Below are 19,692 nucleotides of genomic sequence, written 5' to 3'. Positions count from 1 at the left end.
AAACGCTTTAAGAGGGATAGACAACGCATGGCATTCCTACTATGCATTGGCCTTTTGTGATTAAAGTGTTATGCCGGAAGTCGGTTGTAGCGTTGTCTGCCCCTTAAGCGGGCGTTAGGTTTATAAGGTGATTTTATCTACAAGGAGGATGAATAATGGAATACTATTTTGAAGTACCATTTTATAGGGATCTTACAAAATCTAGTGGTTGGGATGTATTAGATTCGAAAGCGACTCAATATCAAGTAGCAAGGGCTATATTTAAAGTTAAAAGCTCCCAATTACCTGGCCCAGTTCAAATCGGTAGGAAATTTGAGCCGTTCGGTGCGCCTAGCGGAGTATCGCAAGACAAGTTGAAAGTTATCGAGCTAGAGTCAGAAGTTTTTGCTGAAAGGAAAACAATCGAAAGATCAATAGTCGAATCTCAATGTATGAGCAAAGTTTTATCTGAATTGACGTCAAAGTTTGGAGATGGAAAGCTTTTCAATATTGGTGGTAAAGCAGAAGGAGAATTATCGGCAACTCTCAAAGAATGCTTTCAAAAGGATTTCCACATAACAAACACTGAAAGAGTTCGAAAAACAGTTAGGTATGAATTTAGAGATACAGTTAGTAAGGATTGTACTGATATTTTGTGCGGCGCAACTGTATATCAAAAATGTCGTGCGGACCTATACTTACTAAAGGTGGATTTTTTAACGGTGGAATACCGCACATCTAAAATGGGCCTAAGAAAAAAGCTAGTTAAGTACCCATTTCCAACAAAAGGTGAAAAGGTAAATGATCACCCAAACATTATTCATATAGGTGTTCCGCTAGCTGAATTGCATTACTGGGAAATGTTACCAATGAGTTCGGTTGTAATTAAGGACAAAGATTATGTACCGGAAGTCGAAGACGACTCTGAGGTAATTGTAAATCCGCCGAGGGAAAGTTTGATTGATCGCCCTTATTGGAGTGCAACAGAGTATCCAACTTTGTACCAGCTAGCTAATGTTGCTTTCCCCTATAAATGGGTAAACAAACCAGTTGATGGCTATACAAGAGAAGAGTTAATTAAAATGGAGTTAGGTGAAGCTGAGTATTCGGATTGGTGGTTTAGGCATGGTCCGGGAAGTGAGACTTAAACCTAACAAAGTATTTAATAGAGATTCGCAATGCGTGGCATTTGTGGATTACATTGATTATAGTGGTGAAAGTGGTCTGCGGAAGCTTCTTAGTAGCGTTGTCTGCCTTAAGCAGGTGCTAGTTACTTCAATTAAATGTGAGGTTTTATGATCCCAATTCCTACTTGTTATTCAGACTTCGATCCCGATTTCACGTTCACAAGCAGGAACGTTGAAGTAAAAGGTGGAAAATCTGCAAAGCAATACCTTGAGTTTGCTATTGCTGATTTTCAACAGGATGAAACTGATAAGGGGCGTATAAATGCATTTTCGAATGCAAAAAGAGCGTTGCATTTACAAGTCGAAACACTTGCTAGTTTGTTCGGTTTTGATTCTATAAAAACAACAGGGAGTCGGTACACTAGCTTCCCTAATTATTTAGAATTTATAGCAAAATGTGGCATTGTGACGCCAAGGATACTAACAAAGCTGAATCGGGTAAGAAATGCTGTTGAACATGCTTACTACACTCCAAGTAAAGATGAAACTGAAAACTTTATTGATGTCGTCGAGCTGTTCATTGCGGCAACAGATAGGGCTCTATATCAGTTCCCAATAGACATCGAATTTTTGCCAATGACTATTTTAGGCGATGGTATACCAAACATTAGCCTCATCTGTTTGGAACCGTACAGTGGTAAGCTACTGCTTAATGCTAATGATGCCGAAGATTTGCAATACAAAATCACTCTTAATCCAGAGCAAGAAGAGTATTTCTTGTGGGTAAAAGTTCTGCTGTCGGGAGCGCATTTGAATGACTATAAAATACGCAACTAACAAACTGTTTAAGATGGTATGCGGCAGCATCAGTCATTGCATTGCTCACCTTTTCGGGGGCTAAAACTGCCCTCTTGGGGGCTACGTGAAGCGATGTTGGGGGCTAAAAAGGGGCTATTCTGGGGGCTAAATGGGGCTTTATTTTCCATTTCACTGTTTATGCTTACAGTAGTCGCCAATGCAAAAAGCGCCCCTTTCGGAGCGCTTTGTTTTTTTATTCCCAATCGAGGATGACTTTGCCGGAAGCCCCGCTACGCATAGCGTCGAAGCCTTTTTGGAAATCGTCCACTTTGAAGTGATGGGTGATAATTGGCGTTAAATCTAGGCCAGATTGGATCAGGCTCGCCATCTTATACCAAGTTTCGAACATCTCACGACCGTAGATCCCTTTGATCACTAAGCCTTTGAAGATCACTTGGTTCCAGTCGATGCCCATGTCTGAGGGTGGAATACCCAACAGTGCAATGCGGCCGCCGTGGTTCATGGTTTTTAACATTGAGTTAAACGCCGATGGGTTACCCGACATCTCTAGGCCCACATCAAAGCCTTCTGTCATGCCAAGCTCAGCCATCACATCATCCAGCTTTTGCTCTGCCACGTTAACCGCGCGAGTCACGCCCATTTTACGCGCAAGATCCAAGCGGTATTCGTTCACATCGGTGATCACTACGTGGCGCGCGCCAACGTGTTTCGCCACAGCGGCGGCCATAATGCCGATTGGGCCAGCGCCGGTGATCAGCACATCTTCACCCACGAGATCAAACGACAGCGCGGTGTGCACTGCGTTACCAAATGGGTCGAAGATGGACGCGAGATCGTCAGAAATGCCATCTGGGATTTTGAATGCGTTGAACGCTGGAATCACCAAGTATTCAGCAAATGCGCCTGTGCGGTTAACGCCAACACCGATGGTGTTGCGGCACAAATGCGTGCGGCCACCACGGCAGTTACGGCAGTGACCACACGTGATGTGGCCTTCGCCAGAAACGCGGTCACCGATGGCAAAACCACGCACCTCTTGGCCGATACCGACCACTTCGCCCACGTATTCATGGCCGACGACCATAGGCACTGGAATGGTTTTTTGTGACCATTCGTCCCAGTTGTAAATGTGCACGTCGGTGCCACAGATAGCGGTTTTCTTAATGCGGATCAGCAGATCGTTGTGACCAAGTTCAGGCTTGTCCACTTCGGTCATCCAGATGCCTTCTTCAGGCTTAAGCTTTGATAATGCTTTGATTTTCATATTATTCACCAAATATGCCCCGCGCGATGCGAGGCAAAAAATCAGATAATGCCCATCTCTTTGCCGACTTCGATAAACGCATCAATGGCTTTATCAAGCTGCTCGCGAGAGTGTGCAGCCGACATCTGAGTGCGGATACGCGCTTGGCCTTTGGGTACCACTGGGAATGAAAAACCGATCACGTAGATGCCTTTGGCTAATGCGCGCTCAGCAAACTCCGCCGCCACTTTGGCATCACCCAGCATGATGGGGATGATGGCGTGATCGGCGCCTGCCATCGTAAAGCCGGCCTCGGTCATGCGAGTGCGGAAGTGCGCCGCGTTTTCCCACAAGCGAGCGCGCAGATCGCCGCTCTCTTGCAGTAGATCCAACACACGAATCGAGGCAGCAACGATCGCCGGTGCTACCGAGTTAGAGAATAGGTACGGACGAGAGCGCTGACGCAACCAGTCGATCACCTCTTTTTTACCCGCCGTGTAACCGCCCGATGCGCCGCCCATCGCTTTGCCAAGCGTGCCTGTGATGATGTCGATGCGATCCACCACGTTGTGATACTCGTGCGTGCCTGCACCTGTTGGGCCCATAAAGCCGACTGCGTGCGAGTCATCGACCATGGTCAATGCGCCATATTTTTCTGCTAGGTCACAAATGGCTGGCAGGTTGGCAACCACACCGTCCATTGAGAACACGCCATCGGTCACGACCAGAATGTTGCGCGCGCCCGCTGCTTTGGCCGCGATCAGCTGCTCTTCCAACTCTTGCATGTTGTTGTTGCTGTAGCGAAAACGCATGGCTTTACACAGACGCACGCCGTCGATGATCGAAGCGTGGTTCAGCGCGTCAGAGATGATGGCGTCTTCTTTATCCAGCAGGGTTTCAAACAGGCCAGCGTTGGCATCAAAGCAGGAGGTGTAAAGAATGGTGTCTTCTTTACCCAAGAATTGCGAAAGCTTCTGCTCAAGCTGTTTGTGAATGTCTTGCGTACCACAGATAAAGCGTACCGACGCCATACCAAAACCGTGGCTGTCCATCCCCTCTTTGGCCGCTTTAATCAACGCCGGGTGATTGGCTAGGCCCAGATAGTTGTTGGCGCAGAAGTTCAGCACTTCTTCGCCGCTGGCGATTTTCACCGCCGCTTGCTGATCAGAGATAATGATGCGCTCAGATTTGTACAGGCCTTCCGCTTTCACTTCTTCAAGTTGATTGCGGATCTGTTGGTAAAATGCTGAAGACATGGAGTATTCCTTGCAGATGGTTGGGGGCGGCTTGAGAGCCGACTCATTGTAAGGCAGCCTTTATGTGACAAGGGTCACAGGCGAATGGCCGTTATTACTTTCAAGTGTAATCTATGGCTTGGAAAACGATTATCCCTGACATTGGAAAAGCATTAGTGAATCAGAGGCAATAATCACAATGAAAAACGGAAGCCGTTTGGCTTCCGTTCTGATTAGGCGCTAAGAGATTGTTTTAAAAGGCAAAACGCTGCATACCTGTGCCCGGTTCGAGCATCTTGTCTGCGATGTATTTGTACACTGCGGTGGTTGGGTGAGTGACATCCCAGAAGACGTATTTGTCTGAGCTGTGTGCTGTGCACTCGCTGGTCAAGCTATGGCTGTAGAGATAATCCGTCGCCGACGAACGGTTGATGTTCAAACACGCGTCGCTGGCGTTAACAAAGCCATGCTGTTGCGGGTTGGTAGTCAACTGTTCAAACAGGGTGTAAGTATCGTACAGGGTGATGTTGTAGCCTTGCAGGATGTATAGTGCCACTTGCGCTTTGATGAACTCGTTAAATTCTAAGATCTTCACGCGCACTTTGGCAATTTCATCGGCGGTCGAGTATTTGAACTGCGGCGCTTTGGTCGCATCTGGCAACGTCATCAACATGATGTTTTGTGCACCTGCATCGGTAAGGCGAGCTAACGCGCTGGCGAAGTCCGCTTGCACGTCGGCCACTTCACGGTTGTAGTTCATGAAATCATTCAAGCCAAACTCAAGCGTAAACAAGGTGTTGGCTAGCTTGTAGTTTTTCGCCATTTTGGCGTAGGTCAGATAAGAAGAGACCTGATCCCCTACCCCAGTCAGCGCGATGTATTGATTCGAGCCTGCCGCGCCGCCCACGGCCCAGTTGTACAGCGGCAGTTTTTTCTCTTGGGCGATGTATTCCGTCCAGACAAAACCGTTGGAGAAGTGGCCGAGGAACCAAGTATTAGGGTTGGGGAAGCGCCACATTGAGGCATTGAAGATGTTGCCGGTATCCGACAAGCTATCACCAAATGCGACCATCTTGTTGATTTGATCGGCTTGCATCACCGGATCATTGCTCCAAATCGTGTGGTTGTACGACCAACGATTGTCGGCAGCAAAGAAAGTGATGTCGGCGTTTTCATGGTTCACACCGAGCGTCTCTTCACAACGCTGCTTAATCACGTTTTGCGAGGTATTGGTGTAAAACATGTTTTTAAAAGAGACCGAGCTCCACCAATAGCCATTGAGGGTGTAGTAGCTCCCATCGGGATTTTGTGCCCATTGCCAATCCGTTGCCGAATCGTTATGAGAGTTTCCGGTGCGATACCAGCAGCGAACATAGGTGTAGGTTTGTTTGTTTTGGGTACTGACCACTTGCGCAGTCGTTATGGATTCAGGAGAGAGCGCTGGCTCAGCAGCCACTGCAGAAGCGAGGGGGAACAGAGCCCCCAGCAGTATTGTCATCTTTTTCATCGAATTATCTTCTTGTTTTATGATTTTAAACTGGCAAATGAGAGCATTTATCGCTGACAGTTTTATCATTTTGGGCAGATACCCTATCGAGTCAACCACCTAAATATGCAATTTTACAAATCTGGCATCAAAGTCAAAAAACATTCATTCTATCAATTGAAGATTATTTTATAAAAATAGAATAATTACCCACTAGAAATAATTTAACATGCAATTTTAACCAATTAACTGTTTGCTTTATAAGAACTTTAAATAAACAAGTGATGTTCACCTCCGCTGTTTATTGGGTGACATTTTGTACAATTCTTATCATTCAAGACACGATTATCTTGGCATTCTATAACCATAAGCTATAGCTAGACAGCTCATGAATCGCACATAAAAGTGACTTTTCATGAAGATAAAGTGAATAATAAACAGCTCAAAAAGGAATAGAGCAAATGCACTACACAACAACAAAAACCAAAGGGATCTTTTCCCTGTCTGCTATCGCTGTAGCGATCACCGCATCAGCATCAGCGCTCGCTGCACCCGGTATTGGCTTCAACGAGGCAGACCTTCCAACCAAATACATAGTAAAGTTCAAAGACGACCTTCAAACGCGTTCGACCATGGCAAGCAACCCGTTTTTCGGCCCGAATTTGGTCCGAGAAGCGGTGCTTAACCAAGTCAACGCGCGCCAAGTGGAAAAGCTCGGTCGTCAAGCGCTGTACAGCGTTGAAATCGATAGCAACGAGCTTACTGCACTGCAAAACAACGCCGAAGTGGAATACGTGGAAATTGACCCGCCGCGCTATCTGCTGAGTGAAACCACCCCATGGGGCTACGGCGCGGTAAACGCGCAGCGACTGGATGACGGCAGCGCAGGCAACCGCACTGTGTGTATCATCGACTCCGGCTACGATCTCAATCACAACGATTTGAGTGGTAACCGCGTCAATGGCAGCAACGACAGTGGCACTGGCGCGTGGAGCGATCCGGGCAACAATAACGCCCACGGCACTCACGTGGCAGGCACCATCGCGGCCATTGCTAACGGCGAAGGAGTGAAAGGGATCATGCCGAATCAGAACGTCAATCTGCACATCGTTAAGGTGTTTAACGAGTCGGGTTGGGGTTACTCTTCCAGCTTGGTCAAAGCGATTCAAACCTGTGCCGATAATGGTGCTAATGTCGTTAACATGAGCTTAGGTGGCAGCCAGTCCAGCCGCACGGAAGAGGCCGCACTGAAAGCGATTTACGATCAAGGCGTGTTGCTGATTGCCGCCGCCGGTAACTCGGGCAACACCGCGCACAGCTATCCGGCCTCTTACGACTCGGTGGTTTCAGTGGCGGCGGTGGACAACCACAACGATCACGCGGCATTTTCTCAGGCGACAAACCAAGTTGAAGTTGCCGCGCCGGGCATGGCCATTTTGTCGACCGTAACGGTAGGCGAAGGGATTTTGTCGGACATTTCACTCTCTGGTAACCGCTACTTTGAGCGTGGGGTCGTACCGCACAACCGTTTGATCGTCAGCGGAAGCAATTACGCGCCAGCACCGGTTGCAGGCAGTGTCACCGCGCCACTGGCAAGTTGTGATGTCTCTTCAGGCAGCTACAACTGTGGCGATATGAGCAATAAAGTCTGTCTCACCGAACGTATTGACAACCAAACCGCGACGCTCGATCCGGAAATCGATGCGGTCAAAGCCTGTTACAACGCTGGCGCGAAAGCGGCGATTGTCTACAGTAACCAAGCGCTACCGGGCCTGCAAAACCCGTTTGTGCTGGATGACAACAACCGCTACCGCATGGTGTCGGTGACGGTCGACCATCAGCTTGGTTTGGAACTGGCTAACCAAGTGGGGAGCAGCGTCACTGTGTCCACTGAAACAGGCAAAGATTATGAGTACTACAACGGTACCTCCATGGCGACCCCACATGTCACTGGTGTTGCGGCGCTGGTGTGGAGTTACCATCCAACTTGTAGCGCGCAGCAAGTGCGTAAAGCGCTTCGCGCTACCGCCACCGACATCGACGTTGCTGGCCGCGATAACCGTACTGGCTATGGCTTGATCAATGCCGATGCGGCGAAAGCGTATCTGGACGCAGGCTGTGACGGCCCAACAGGACCTGTCGATCCTGATGGAAATTCGCTGGAAAACGGCGTAGCCAAAGGCCCACTCTCTGGTGATGAGAAAACCAGTGCCGTGTTTACTTTTGACGTTCCAGCTGATGCCACTCAAGCCAGCTTTAACTTAAGCGGCGGCACGGGCGATGCGGATATGTATGTGCGCTTTAACGGCACGCCGACCACCAGCAGCTACGATTGTCGCTCTTGGCAAAGTGGCAACGGTGAACGCTGTAATCTTAATGTCACCCGAGCGGGTACCTATGAAGTGCTGGTCTATGGTTACGCGGCTTATTCCGGCGCTTCGTTAACCGCTACGCATAACGGCAGCGATGAACCGACGGACGGCCAAACGCCTTCGAGCTACACCAATGCCAACGCGGTGGCGATCCCTGATAACGCATCGGTAGGCGTGGTGAGTGAGCTTAATGTGCTGCGCAGCGGCGATGCGGGTAACGTGAGCGTGGATCTGAACATCAGCCATACTTATATCGGCGATCTCAAGGTCACTTTGATCTCCCCAACGGGCGGCCAAGTGGTTCTACACAATAACAGCGGCGGTTCTGCCAACAACATTCGCACCACGCTATCGGCCGATTTTACTGGCTATGAGGCGAAGGGAACTTGGCAACTTAAAGTGGTCGACAACGCCAAACAAGACACGGGTACCCTCAACAGCTGGACCCTGTCATTTCAATAAGGAGAGAGTATGAAGAAGCGCATTCTATGGTCAGTTGGCAGTGTGGTGCTTACCACGATCACGGCGCTAACGTTTATGCCACAGTCACACGCCAACAACGCAGGCTTTCCGGTGGTCGATAAACGTGTGCAACAAGCCGCGGCTGCCCCTGCCCGTTATTTCGTTAAATATCACGCAGGTAAAGAGCAGCAAGTGCGTGAGCTTCTTCGCTCCTACGAGATTGAAATCGTCGATGCCCTCGTCAAACAACAAGTGTTGGTGGTGACTGGGGAGAAGCAGCAGATCGAGCAGCTTGGCCACAGCGAGTTGATTGATTACACCGAGCCAGAACCGACGAGGATGCTCTACGCACAATAAGCACAACGCCCCATCATGGGGCGTTATTTTTATCTTTCAGCACTGACCGCTTGCGGCACATCACACTCTAAATGATGTTCCGCCAACCAGTAGAGCCAGATCATAGCAAGACACAACACAAAACAGAGCCCGAACAGCCAGTTGGAGCTCAACGAATCAAGCATCATCCCGCCAATCAGCGGAGACACGGCAAAACCGAGCGAATAGAGCGCTGCGGCGCCGAAGTAGGAGCCGCGTAAATGGGCAGGTGCCAAACGGTCAATCTGCACATTGAGGGTTGGAAAGGCGATCACTTCTCCAAGGCTCATGACAAAGCAGGCCAGCCCCCAGCCGAGCGGCATATCGGCTGGCGTGAGCATAAAGCCAACCTGCGCCAACGCCATTAAGATCATACCGATGCGAGTACGCGCAAACAGCGGCACATGCTCCAGCCATTTCAACATCGGAAACTGAAAAACGATGATCGTCATGGTGTTGACCAAAACCAAACCGGCGACAATCTTCGCCGCGTCGATGATGTCGGAGCGTACAATCACTTGCGGAATAGACGACTCCAACTGCGCATACACAAACATCATCAGGAAGTTGGCGATCATCAGCTTAACGAAAATCGCATCACGGCTGATGACTTTGAGGGTGGCGCGAAAATTCGGCAGTTGGGAGGGATCGGGCTTACTAAACGCCTGCTTGCGCTCAATGCCAAAAAACAGCCAGCAGGTGTAGAGCAGATATGTGATACCCGTGATGTAAAACAGATGCTGCGGTGAGCTCAACCCAATCGTCACCCCGAGCAGTGGGCCAATCGCGCCGCCCAAATTGAGTAAGAAATAGCGAATGTTCATCGCCAGTTCGCGATCTTTTACATCGGCTAAGTTATCGCCAAGCACCGCTTTGGCGGGCGCTTCAATCATCGGCCGCATTAAGCCTGCCAGTAAAATGAGGACATAGAAGTGCCACAACTCGCTCGCCAGTGCGATGCCAGAATACGCCGCTGCGGCAACCAAGCTGCCGCACACCATCACCCATTTTCGGCCAAATTTGTCTGACAAGTACCCCGAATAAAGGCCGGTCAAGGCGCCAACAATCGCCGAGCCTGCCAGCATGCCGCCAATTTGCGCCGCGCTCGCGCCGTAGTCTTGATACAAGAACACAATCAGAAATGGCCACGCCATAAAGTAACTGGTTCGCGCCAACAAAGTGCCGCTGAGCACCGTCCAAACCGAAAAATTAAACCGCCTGACACGCTCTCTTTGAAACAAACTCTCTTCTTGCATTGTGGCTCCTTGCTCTGACTGACGTGAACAACCTGATGGCAGGCGTAAATAGGTGATTGGATGAATAATTCGCCCAGTATAGGGGCACAACGCAGGATATGTAACCCGTTGTTAACAAAAGTTGTTAACAAAAATAATAGCCACAAATTTTATTGGAGATTACCCATTCATTGTCCCTCTCAGATGGGCAAAATTCGCGCTCATTTCCCTTCCCCATGCAGTGATTTGTGCCCTTTCTGTTACAATGCTCGCCCGATCTGCGCTTTGCTAAAAGAGATAGCACCCTATGGTTAATCCGAAACTCATCGCTTTACTGCCTGATCTCGCCAGCTTTATTTTGGTCGTCAACGAAGGGAGCTTCACCGCGGCGGCCAAAAAACTCGGCGTCACGCCTTCGGCGCTGAGCAAACTCATTACCCGTCTTGAACAGGCCTTAAAGGTGAAGCTCTTTGAACGCACCACGCGCAAGTTGATCATCACGCAAGCTGGGCAAAAGGTTTATGACCAAAGCGTTGCGATGGTGAATGCGGCGCAGCAGGCGATTGAAGTCTCGGAAGCTGAGCACTGCGAACCTTCTGGCGCGTTAACCGTTGCCGCACCCGAAGCGTTTCTTAATTCGGTATTACAGCCGTTTGTGGTGCCGTTTTTGACTCGCTATCCGCACATCCAACTTAAGCTGCGCGCCGCAGACGGAGAGATTGATCTGTTCCGCGATGGTATCGATCTGGCGTTTAAACTCACGGACAAACCCGATGAAAACTTGGTGCTCAAAGAGATGAGCAAAACCCGTTTAGTGCTGTGCGCCTCGCCAGATTACCTCAAGCGCAGAGGAACCCCGCATCACCCGACTGAACTAGTGCAACACGATTGCCTGTATCTGGCGGAAAACGACAAAGACAATCTCTGGTCGTTCTCCAAAGAGGAAGAGTTTTACTCCGTCGCGGTGTCCGGCTGCTATGCCGTCAACCACTCGCAGATGCGCCTTAACGGCGTCAAGCAAGGGCTTGGCATTGGCATCTTCCATGATTTTGTCATCCGCGAAGCACGAGAGCGTGGCGAAGTGGTGGAAGTGCTGTCTGATTGGATGATCAAAAGTAACTACCATGGCGCGATCGCCATGCAATACCCACAAAGCAAGTACATGCCCGCAAGACTGAGGGTGTTTATTGATTTTGTGAATGAAAACTTGGTGTTTTAACGCGCTTAAGAAAAGGCAACGTGATGTAAACGAGGAGAGGTGAGCAGCAAGGGTTTAAGCAACAAAAGGAGGCAACGGCGGCCCTCTCGGAACTTGTCTTTCAAATCGTACACTTAGAGCCAAAAAAGTGTAGCTGTCTGAAATAACGAAGCTCAGTCGGGAAAGTAATGGTGTAGTTGGAAGTGAATCTTGATGAAAAGAAGAAAAATGGCTGAACGGACAGGGCTTGCCGCTGTGAGTTGGCCTTTGATCGCCCTCTTCGATCTGTACTAGTTCAAACCCGTTCAGTGTACAAAGTGTCGCCCACACGCCAGCGCTGCTACCATGTGCATTGATAACAGGCATCAGTGATACCAGCGTCCAGCTCAAGGCGGTTGCCAGCAACATAGCGCGATTGAATCGGGAGAAACGCATTGCCATTACGGATTGAAGGTTTGCAAAAAGCTTATAGTAAAGCGGCATGGCTTGCAAAAATGGCAACAAATAACTGATTTGTTCATCACATCAATCCAGTAACCGCATGAAAAACGGCAAAAGAAAACCCGCTTAAAAGCGGGTTGATCGTTAATGTGATAAGAGAGAGGCTTAGCCGAACAGCTTGCTCCAGATGCTCGGGTTACGCTTGTCGTGATACTCTTCGCGCAGCTGGTCAATCTCACGCAGTGCTTGTTTTGCTTGTTGCAGATCGCCCTGCTTTAGCTCTTGATCGATTTTACTCAGCACTACCGACAGCTTGTTAAAACCTTCTTGGTAAACGCCATCTTTCTCGGCAGGGTAGATGCCTCGCTTAGAGCTTTCAACCAGTGCTTGCAGTTGCGTCACCGCCGCCTGCATGCTGTTAATATCTTGCGCTTCTGCTGCATGACGAAACTCCAGTTTCATCTGTTGCATGTTTTGTTTTAAGTCCACTCCAGCCGCATTCGCTGCGCCGTGGAAGGAAGACAAAATCAGTGCTGAGCCGAGCAAAATTGAACCAAACTTCATTACTTCTCCGTTGTTCTTATCATTTTTTCGCCGCTAGTGTACTGCATAGCCCGCGAAAAATAAGCAAAGAAAATGTAAAAAGTCACAGACTCAAATGGGCAAATTCGGCAATCTCTCCTCGACCACGCAGCGCAAGAAAGGCGAGAAACTGCTTGGCAGAATGCGTGATCACCTGAGTGGATTCAATGCCAACCGTATCCAGCAGCTCACTAGCCAGATCGAGTTTTCCGACATCTTGACAAAAATGGGCATCGCTTCCGGTCGTGAAATAGACGCCAATAGCTTTACCGACTCGGGCGATTTCGTAACAGCGCTCGACACTGCCCACTCGGCTGTGGCCACGTAAAGTGGAGTTGTTGATCTCAATCGCCACGTCATACTCTTTGGCACATTGCAGCACGGCGGTGAAATCGAAATCAAAGTGCGGATTACCCAGATGGCCAAGTGCATCAACGCGGCCACTTTTGATTACATTGATCAAAGCTTGGGTATGGGCTTCTTTGCTTGAAAGCGCAAACACGGGCTCGTGAAAACTGGCGATCACCCAATCCAGATTGGGGTCCACACTGAGCGGAATATCAATTTCGCCTTCGGTGTTTAAGATGTTCGCTTCGACACCTCGAAGAATCGCAACGTCGTGGATAAAACGCGGCAATACACGCTGGTTGGAGAAAAACCAATAGTGTGGCGCTCCCGGCATCGATTCAGCATGGTCGGTGCTGCAAAACATGGCCAAGCCATTTTCTTTGGCACGTTGTGCGTTTTCAATCAGTGTGCTGTAAGCATGACCACTGGCGTAAGTGTGGGTGTGCGTATCAATCTTCAGTTCCATCATCACTCTCTGCATCGCGCTATCAGTACGGTTAGTTTACCCCGTTAGGCAAACGAGAGCCCGTAAAAACTAGCGTTCACTGAGTACTTTAATCAGCGGCAACGCCCTTTCCCAACCGTGATTGAACATGGAGACAAAGTCACTGTGGGTGGTGATGGTCACCATTAGCAGTAGTTTGCCCTCTTTGGGGCGCAGTTGATAACGCTCTTTGGAGCCAATCCATTTGCAGGCGACATCACTATCGATATCTTGCACATGATCTGGATTGAAAATCGCCACATGATGAAGCTCGATATTGCGGCTGGGCTCAATGGCATCGATGACGGCGCGGGTCCCGCCCATTTCGGGGTCAAAAAATTTTATATCTTCACCTTCGCGCCAATCACCAGAGAACTGCGATTGCGGTGAGAAAGCGGTTGCCCACTGTTTATACAGTTCCAGATCCGTCAACACCTGCCACACCTTTTCCGGTGTTGCGTCTATCTCAATATGATAATTCAAGGTCAACATGGCTTTTCCTCCCTGAAGCATGCCAGTAACACGCTAGCGCATACAGACTAAAAATCAACCAGTTATTTTTTGGCAAGGCGGCTAATTTCGACAATACTTAAACAGACGTAGAAGTAGAAAAAGCGCTCGCAAATTAAAAACATACTAAGGCGCTAACACAACAGCAGCCCCCTGTTTGAGCAGCAAGTTGTGTATTTCCCCCTAACGTTAGAAAGCACGGAGCACTGAATGAAAAAACAACACTATCCGCTGAGCATCCATATTACGAGTCTGTTTCTCGTTTTAACCACTATCATCGGTATTGTGTTGATTGCCATCAGTTATAACCATTCACAAGCGTTACTCAGTAAAAGCGCTGAAGGACTAAGCCTTGAACACGCACACAAATTGGAATCGTCCTACCAAACGTCGGTGAGCCCAGTGCTGACCACGCTCAATTTCATGGCAGAAAGTGCGTTTTTGGATGAGCAGAATGATGCCGCTAGATTTGCGCCTTGGCTCAAATCACTGGCGTTGATCTTTAACCAAAACCCCAATTTGGTCGCGCTTTATCATGCCTCGGAAAGTGGCATATTCACCCAGTATCGAATGCTCACTTCCGAGATGATGAGAACCCGCTTTGACGCGCCAGAGGGGGCTTATTTCTTAATTAACACCACGCACGTCGATGGTCGCAACGAGTTTGTCTATCTCGACCAAGATTTTCAACAAATCGACTATCGGCTACAAAACGACAATCAATTTGACCCGAGAGTTCGACCTTGGTTTGTCAATGCAGAGCCCGATGGGCAGATTCGGCTGACTCAGCCATATTTTTTTTACTTTTTGCAGACCACCGGCGTGACATTGTCACGTAGTTCAGCCGACGGACAACACGTTATCGGCGCCGATTTTACCCTCTCTAATCTTTCTAGTCAGATGGAGGCGCTCGCCTTTGCGCCACGCACAAAATTAGCCTTGCTCGATGCGGAAGGTCGCCTGTTGGCGCAGCATCAGTTAGAAACTGAGGATAAGACAGGACAGGATTTACAACAAAGTAAGACGTTTTCTACCTTATTTGCGCCTCTGCTTGACAATATTGGTCAGGGAAATACGCGCTTCCAAACTCAGCAATATCAGGGCGATGAGTGGTCACTCACCATGACGCCTGTCTACCTGACTGACAGAGTGCAGTTGACGCTTGCAGAGGCGACGCCAACCAACGAACTGCTCAGCGATTTAATATCCATGCGTGATAAGCAGGTGGTGACGGCAATCTTTATGTTACTGATTTGCTTCGCCATTGTCTGGGTGGTGGCGAATCGTCTCGCTAGACCACTGCAAAATTTAATCTTACTTACTGACAACATCGCCCGTTTTGATTTCAAACGCACGCGCTACCCACAGAGCATGATTAAAGAGGTGATGAACCTAACCAACTCCATCGAGTTGATGGAACATACTCTGCATGATTTACTGCGTTTATTGCGAGATACCGCCAGCAATCAAGATTTTGATCTGCTAGCGAAAACCATCGCCCATCAAGCCTATTTGGTGACCAAAGCAGAAACCATCATGCTTTACATCCAATCCGACGAAGAGAAGAAACTGAGCACAGCGGCGAATCACGCCATTATTCCGCTCAAAATCGACATCAATGAGTTCATCAACGAAACGCCCTGGATGATGGCGCAGTTGAAAGAGGGGGAAACCATTCACCTTGACCGTACCTCGAACGCGTTAAAACGCCATCACGATACCATTTTCAATACGGATATCTTCTTCTTCCCGTTACTCAACCGTGAAAAGTCACTGGTCGGGATTGTCACTATCGGTTACGAGCGCACTCCCACCGATGCGCAAATGGATAAACATGCTTTTTTACGCGAGCTGCTCAGTTTCGCGCAAATTGCTAAAGACAATATCGACCAGATGCAACAGCAAAAAGAGATGCTCAACGCCTTTATCGAGCTGATTGCCTCTGCGATTGATACCAAATCCCCTTATACTGGCGGGCATTGTCAGCGCGTGCCACAACTGGTCACTTGGCTGACGGAAGAAATTCATCGAGACAAAAAATACTTCCCCAACTTTTCCGTCAATAACAAGCAGTGGGAAGAGATCAAACTGGCAGCTTGGCTGCATGACTGCGGCAAAGTGACCACCCCTGAATATGTGGTTGACAAAGCGACTAAGCTTGAGACGATTTACGATCGCATCCACGAAATCCGCATGCGCTTTGAAGTGCTGAAATTGCAAGAAGAAGTCAGCTACTGGCAAGCGCTCTACAATGGCGTAGAAGCGGCACAAGCCAAACAGACGCTAGACGAGAAACATCGCCAGTTGGATGAGGAGTTTGCTTTTGTCGCCCGGTGTAACGTGGGTAGCGAGGATATGGCGCAGCAAGATGTCGAGCGTCTGCGCAGGATCGCTCAACGCGAGTGGAAACGCACGCTAGATGATCAACTCGGCGTATCGTGGATAGAGCAAAAACGCCACACCAGCAAACCATCGCTACCCGTCATGGAGCCGTTGCTGGCCGACAAACCCGTGCATATGATTCCGTGGGAACAAGGTGGTCATCCGAGCCAAAACTGGCAACAGCCTTATGTGCTCAAACCCGGCAACTGTAAATACAATCGTGGTGAGTTACACAACCTCACCATACGTTATGGCACCTTGAATGATGAAGAGCGCTTTATCATCAACGATCACATCATTCAGACACAAGTCATGCTCAATCGCCTGCCGTATCCAGAGCATTTGAAAAATATTCCGGAAATTGCGGGCGGCCACCACGAGCGCATGGATGGCAAAGGCTATCCGCTTGGTTTAAGCGAAGAACAGTTATCGATTCCCGCAAGAGTGATGGCGGTTGCGGATGTGTTTGAGGCGTTAACCTCAAACGATCGCCCGTATAAAAAAGGCAAATCCTTAGCTGAGTCACTGGAAATTATGACTAATATGGCAACCTCCGGGCATATTGACCCAAAAATCTATCTGCTTTTTTTACTGCGCGAAGTGGATCAGAAATACGCGAAAACGTTTGTTAATCCAAAACAGTTCTCAGAGGTGGATCGAAATACTCATATTGAGCGAGTGAAGAATTATCTAAGAAATCAATTCTAACTCTAAGGATTTGATTTTTAATAAATACTAACTTGCTATCTGCTTGGATAAAATATAAATTGCTCCTGCCCTTATCTGAAGAAATTTAATTGCAACTTTTAACCTAAACGAGGGCAAATGATGATAGTAACAACTACTCCGCAAATTGAAGGCAAGCGAATTATCGCCTACAAAGGCGTTATTGCAGGCGAAGCCATTCTTGGCGCAAACTTATTTAAAGATCTTTTTGCGGGAATAAGAGATATGGTTGGTGGACGCTCTGGTACTTACGAAAAAGAATTAGAGCGAGCAAGAACCATAGCGTTTGAAGAGTTAGAGCAAAAAGCGCGCGCTTTAGGCGCTAATGCGATTGTTGGCGTGGATATCGATTATGAAGTCTTAGGCCAGAGTAACGGCATGTTGATGGTTTCTGCTAGCGGTACCGCAGTCGTGATCGAGCAGTAATCCTTTCCAGCAAAGCCTCAGTTAAATCGGATTAACGACGCAATGTATGATCCTACTTCAAGGAATATGATTTTTTTGTGAATGCGCGTATTAACTGTTTACACGCCAACAAGAAAGTCATTACATTAGCGGTATATAAACGAATTGACGCTTTCGCTTGCGCGTCTGGAATAGGTCGAGTTCTTCGGAACTCGACCTTTTTATTTCGCCCTATCAGGCGTGAGACTTATGCCTATAGATGAGTAGTACCTGTGGACAAATAATACCTATAGACGAATAGTGCTTATGGACGGGTTGGATTGATCGTCAGCGGCTCCAAGGTCACTACCGCGTTTACGCCCGCTCCCGGATGATCAACATACGACGTGTCTTGCATCAAGGTGTAGTAGACATCGACAAAGTCATCATCATTGGCTAGCGCACCATCTGGAATGGCATCAATGATCTTGTTAGTCAGCTGCGGGATAATCGCGTAGGCTTGCACTTCTGGATCGGGAATGGCTTTGAGCACCTCTTCCGCCACCTGTACCAACAGTTTGGCAAGCTGCTTGTAATCCGTACCATCGTCTTGCTCCATCAACACCATATCAGCGGCGCCCCAGCGGTAGCGAGACCAGTGAATCACAATTTGATTTGGGTAGTAATCTTTGTTGTCGTAATCGAGATAAGGCATTTCGACCAGATCAAGCGCAGGCTCATCACGACTTGGGTTTACCCCTGTCACAATGGCGTAGATTTCTGCTTTTCCTGAGATCCATGGCTCTTGGTCATCGGCTAGACGAATTTTCTTCAGCTGCGTGGTATGGATTGGCTGTGCCTCTCCTGCTGCGAACGCCTTCACAGACGTTGCAGCGCGATCACGTTCATTCTGATAAGGCAAAACGACCGTTGATTGACCAAGGCGCTGCATTTCGGCTCTCATCGCTTGTAAGCCTGCTTTCAACTCGACCGAGCTATTGTTATCAATCACGATAACAGGCACTTCCGGCATTTCACTCACACTTAACTGATGTATTTGTCCATTGATATCAAAGGCTTCAATGTACTGCCACTGCTCATCATCACCCGTTGGCTCAAAGGCGAACAGTGGGCTTTGCTCGCCATTTTGCCAAGCGGCTAACATCGCTTCATTGGCTAAGCGCACTTCTAAGAGTTCGTCGGTGTATTCAGAGATGCCTTTCCATGTACGAATCTGGCTATCTGCTTGGATAAATTGGCGACTAAATTGCGCTTTCGGTTGCTGCTCAGCCAGAGTGGAAAGTGAAACGTTAAGTTGCTCAGAAGTGATATTGGCGCGCAGTGTACCTTCTAACTCCGTAAAATGTTCACTCAGTTGTTTGGCCAAATCACGTTTTGTATTGGTAATTTCCCCCGCTTTGTCGTTAGAAATGGTGGTCACTTTCGTCTCTTCAGACTGGCAACCCACAAGCGCTAATGCACAAAGAGCAGAGAGGGAGATGATTTTTTTCATGTAATACCCCTTAATATTTTTATTATGAGTAGAGTTAAAGATCTATTCATAACCAAAATACCACTCCATCCTATTCATTCAACGCCGTTTTATAAATTTGTTCAAACTCTGCCCAGAAGATCATGTTTTAATTAAGTATTATTTAAAGTAGTAGATCCTGAAACAAGCCAAGATCATTGGAAAAATTGTTTCTGTTCTAAGCAAAATCAAATAAAACGGTATGCTTTTAAATAGAAAACACAGGGATTGAAAAATAAAAAATCCCGTGACTATCGCTTAGTCACAGGATTATCGATATGGACGAAAATTGGCGTAAGGTGCTGTTATTTGTCGACTAGCATGCTGGCAGAGAGAATATTGCTGTCACTTTGCCCCTCTTCCACTTCAAAACCGACCGCTGTAAAAAAAGCTTTCGCGGCACGGTTATTGCGTGGATATTCGACCTGCAATTTTTTCACCGCCGGTAGACTCGCCATTTCGGCGAGCAACAGGTTAATGGCACCGTGACCAATACCCTGTCGCTGATGGGCGTAATCCACCATAATACGACGCAGCGTCACCAAAGAGTCCGAGCCCGTTTCCCACATGATAAAGCCGACAACTTTGCCTTCTAAGCAGATTGCTCGCGCTTGAGTACTCTCGTGGTAAAAAGATTCAATCAGTGACCAAGTATTGCTGACCACCAGCTCTTCCTGATACTTGGCTAACTCTAATTGGCATACAGCTTGGTAGTTGTTTTTATCGATGTGGCTTAAGGTGATGTCCATATCCTTTTCTCTCGAAAAATTCCG

The 19,692-nt window shown here is 48.3% G+C and carries 17 protein-coding genes; 7 read left to right on the top strand and 10 right to left on the bottom strand.

Annotated features, from left to right (window positions below; genetic code table 11):
• The first annotated feature begins 155 nt into the window (after positions 1 to 155).
• Positions 156 to 1,127 carry a hypothetical protein gene (locus UF06_RS08595; RefSeq protein WP_045570077.1) on the top strand — a complete coding sequence of 324 codons (972 nt, stop codon included), beginning with the start codon at positions 156 to 158 and terminating at the stop codon, positions 1,125 to 1,127.
• 147 nt (positions 1,128 to 1,274) lie between these two features.
• Positions 1,275 to 1,943, top strand: a complete 669-nt coding sequence (locus UF06_RS08590) for a hypothetical protein (RefSeq protein WP_052702537.1) — start codon at positions 1,275 to 1,277, stop codon at positions 1,941 to 1,943.
• 214 nt (positions 1,944 to 2,157) lie between these two features.
• On the opposite strand, the gene tdh is transcribed toward UF06_RS08590, so the two are convergent.
• From tdh to UF06_RS08575, 3 genes are all read right to left on the bottom strand, one after another.
• Positions 2,158 to 3,189 (bottom strand): L-threonine 3-dehydrogenase, encoded by a 1,032-nt coding sequence (tdh, locus tag UF06_RS08585; protein ID WP_039426995.1) that lies wholly within the window; start codon positions 3,187 to 3,189, stop codon positions 2,158 to 2,160.
• Positions 3,190 to 3,230: 41 nt separating this feature from the next.
• The gene (locus UF06_RS08580) at positions 3,231 to 4,424 is read right to left on the bottom strand and encodes a glycine C-acetyltransferase (RefSeq protein WP_045570076.1); all 1,194 of its coding nucleotides are present in this window, start codon (positions 4,422 to 4,424) and stop codon (positions 3,231 to 3,233) included.
• A gap of 232 nt (positions 4,425 to 4,656) precedes the next feature.
• On the bottom strand, positions 4,657 to 5,910 hold the full coding sequence (locus UF06_RS08575; protein WP_045570153.1) for an SGNH/GDSL hydrolase family protein: 1,254 nt from the start codon (positions 5,908 to 5,910) through the stop codon (positions 4,657 to 4,659).
• 440 nt (positions 5,911 to 6,350) lie between these two features.
• Between UF06_RS08575 and UF06_RS08570 the strand changes: the two genes are divergently transcribed.
• Together UF06_RS08570 and UF06_RS08565 are read left to right on the top strand one after the other, a co-directional pair.
• Entirely contained in the window at positions 6,351 to 8,723 is a 2,373-nt protein-coding gene (locus tag UF06_RS08570; RefSeq protein ID WP_045570075.1) for a S8 family serine peptidase, read from the top strand.
• Between the two features lie 9 nt (positions 8,724 to 8,732).
• Entirely contained in the window at positions 8,733 to 9,080 is a 348-nt protein-coding gene (locus tag UF06_RS08565; protein WP_045570074.1) for a hypothetical protein, read from the top strand.
• A gap of 29 nt (positions 9,081 to 9,109) precedes the next feature.
• On the opposite strand, the gene UF06_RS08560 is transcribed toward UF06_RS08565, so the two are convergent.
• Entirely contained in the window at positions 9,110 to 10,354 is a 1,245-nt protein-coding gene (locus UF06_RS08560) for an MFS transporter (protein ID WP_045570073.1), read from the bottom strand.
• A 286-nt stretch (positions 10,355 to 10,640) separates the two neighbouring features.
• Here UF06_RS08560 and UF06_RS08555 point away from each other — a divergent pair, with 286 nt between their 5' ends.
• Complete coding sequence (locus tag UF06_RS08555) at positions 10,641 to 11,552, top strand: LysR family transcriptional regulator (RefSeq protein WP_045570072.1); 912 nt, start codon at positions 10,641 to 10,643, stop codon at positions 11,550 to 11,552.
• Between the two features lie 54 nt (positions 11,553 to 11,606).
• Here the strand turns inward: UF06_RS08555 and UF06_RS24075 are convergent, their stop codons facing one another.
• The 4 genes from UF06_RS24075 to UF06_RS08540 form a co-directional block, all read right to left on the bottom strand.
• Positions 11,607 to 11,966: a hypothetical protein gene (locus UF06_RS24075; RefSeq protein WP_082069640.1), complete on the bottom strand. Its 360-nt coding sequence runs from the start codon at positions 11,964 to 11,966 to the stop codon at positions 11,607 to 11,609.
• A 171-nt stretch (positions 11,967 to 12,137) separates the two neighbouring features.
• Positions 12,138 to 12,536: a cytochrome b562 gene (locus UF06_RS08550; protein WP_045570071.1), complete on the bottom strand. Its 399-nt coding sequence runs from the start codon at positions 12,534 to 12,536 to the stop codon at positions 12,138 to 12,140.
• An 82-nt stretch (positions 12,537 to 12,618) separates the two neighbouring features.
• Complete coding sequence (locus tag UF06_RS08545; RefSeq protein ID WP_045570070.1) at positions 12,619 to 13,368, bottom strand: phosphatase; 750 nt, start codon at positions 13,366 to 13,368, stop codon at positions 12,619 to 12,621.
• Between the two features lie 69 nt (positions 13,369 to 13,437).
• A complete protein-coding gene (locus UF06_RS08540; RefSeq protein ID WP_045570069.1) occupies positions 13,438 to 13,878 on the bottom strand; it encodes an SRPBCC domain-containing protein in 441 nt (146 codons plus the stop codon).
• A gap of 228 nt (positions 13,879 to 14,106) precedes the next feature.
• On the opposite strand from UF06_RS08540, the gene UF06_RS08535 reads away from it, so the two are divergent.
• Together UF06_RS08535 and UF06_RS08530 are read left to right on the top strand one after the other, a co-directional pair.
• Positions 14,107 to 16,986 (top strand): HD domain-containing phosphohydrolase, encoded by a 2,880-nt coding sequence (locus UF06_RS08535; RefSeq protein WP_045570068.1) that lies wholly within the window; start codon positions 14,107 to 14,109, stop codon positions 16,984 to 16,986.
• 120 nt (positions 16,987 to 17,106) lie between these two features.
• Positions 17,107 to 17,430 carry a heavy metal-binding domain-containing protein gene (locus tag UF06_RS08530; protein ID WP_045570152.1) on the top strand — a complete coding sequence of 108 codons (324 nt, stop codon included), beginning with the start codon at positions 17,107 to 17,109 and terminating at the stop codon, positions 17,428 to 17,430.
• Positions 17,431 to 17,713: 283 nt separating this feature from the next.
• Here the strand turns inward: UF06_RS08530 and UF06_RS08525 are convergent, their stop codons facing one another.
• Both UF06_RS08525 and UF06_RS08520 read right to left on the bottom strand, forming a co-directional pair.
• Positions 17,714 to 18,901 carry a DUF3103 domain-containing protein gene (locus UF06_RS08525; RefSeq protein WP_045570067.1) on the bottom strand — a complete coding sequence of 396 codons (1,188 nt, stop codon included), beginning with the start codon at positions 18,899 to 18,901 and terminating at the stop codon, positions 17,714 to 17,716.
• Between the two features lie 323 nt (positions 18,902 to 19,224).
• Positions 19,225 to 19,668, bottom strand: a complete 444-nt coding sequence (locus UF06_RS08520; protein ID WP_045570066.1) for a GNAT family N-acetyltransferase — start codon at positions 19,666 to 19,668, stop codon at positions 19,225 to 19,227.
• Positions 19,669 to 19,692: the final 24 nt, after the last annotated feature.

Origin of the sequence: Vibrio sp. S234-5, from assembly GCF_000960595.1 — a bacterium.
Lineage (GTDB): Bacteria > Pseudomonadota > Gammaproteobacteria > Enterobacterales > Vibrionaceae > Vibrio.
Note: the sequence above shows the minus strand (reverse complement) of the source record. Positions and strands in the feature narration are given on the sequence as shown.

Coding starts and splice junctions, on each gene's coding strand:
- UF06_RS08595 (WP_045570077.1), top strand. CDS start 156: ATGGAATACTATTTTGAAGTACCATTTTATAGGGATCTTACAAAATCT.
- UF06_RS08590 (WP_052702537.1), top strand. CDS start 1,275: ATGATCCCAATTCCTACTTGTTATTCAGACTTCGATCCCGATTTCACG.
- tdh (WP_039426995.1), bottom strand. CDS start 3,189: ATGAAAATCAAAGCATTATCAAAGCTTAAGCCTGAAGAAGGCATCTGG.
- UF06_RS08580 (WP_045570076.1), bottom strand. CDS start 4,424: ATGTCTTCAGCATTTTACCAACAGATCCGCAATCAACTTGAAGAAGTG.
- UF06_RS08575 (WP_045570153.1), bottom strand. CDS start 5,910: ATGAAAAAGATGACAATACTGCTGGGGGCTCTGTTCCCCCTCGCTTCT.
- UF06_RS08570 (WP_045570075.1), top strand. CDS start 6,351: ATGCACTACACAACAACAAAAACCAAAGGGATCTTTTCCCTGTCTGCT.
- UF06_RS08565 (WP_045570074.1), top strand. CDS start 8,733: ATGAAGAAGCGCATTCTATGGTCAGTTGGCAGTGTGGTGCTTACCACG.
- UF06_RS08560 (WP_045570073.1), bottom strand. CDS start 10,354: ATGCAAGAAGAGAGTTTGTTTCAAAGAGAGCGTGTCAGGCGGTTTAAT.
- UF06_RS08555 (WP_045570072.1), top strand. CDS start 10,641: ATGGTTAATCCGAAACTCATCGCTTTACTGCCTGATCTCGCCAGCTTT.
- UF06_RS24075 (WP_082069640.1), bottom strand. CDS start 11,966: ATGCGTTTCTCCCGATTCAATCGCGCTATGTTGCTGGCAACCGCCTTG.
- UF06_RS08550 (WP_045570071.1), bottom strand. CDS start 12,536: ATGAAGTTTGGTTCAATTTTGCTCGGCTCAGCACTGATTTTGTCTTCC.
- UF06_RS08545 (WP_045570070.1), bottom strand. CDS start 13,368: ATGGAACTGAAGATTGATACGCACACCCACACTTACGCCAGTGGTCAT.
- UF06_RS08540 (WP_045570069.1), bottom strand. CDS start 13,878: ATGTTGACCTTGAATTATCATATTGAGATAGACGCAACACCGGAAAAG.
- UF06_RS08535 (WP_045570068.1), top strand. CDS start 14,107: ATGAAAAAACAACACTATCCGCTGAGCATCCATATTACGAGTCTGTTT.
- UF06_RS08530 (WP_045570152.1), top strand. CDS start 17,107: ATGATAGTAACAACTACTCCGCAAATTGAAGGCAAGCGAATTATCGCC.
- UF06_RS08525 (WP_045570067.1), bottom strand. CDS start 18,901: ATGAAAAAAATCATCTCCCTCTCTGCTCTTTGTGCATTAGCGCTTGTG.
- UF06_RS08520 (WP_045570066.1), bottom strand. CDS start 19,668: ATGGACATCACCTTAAGCCACATCGATAAAAACAACTACCAAGCTGTA.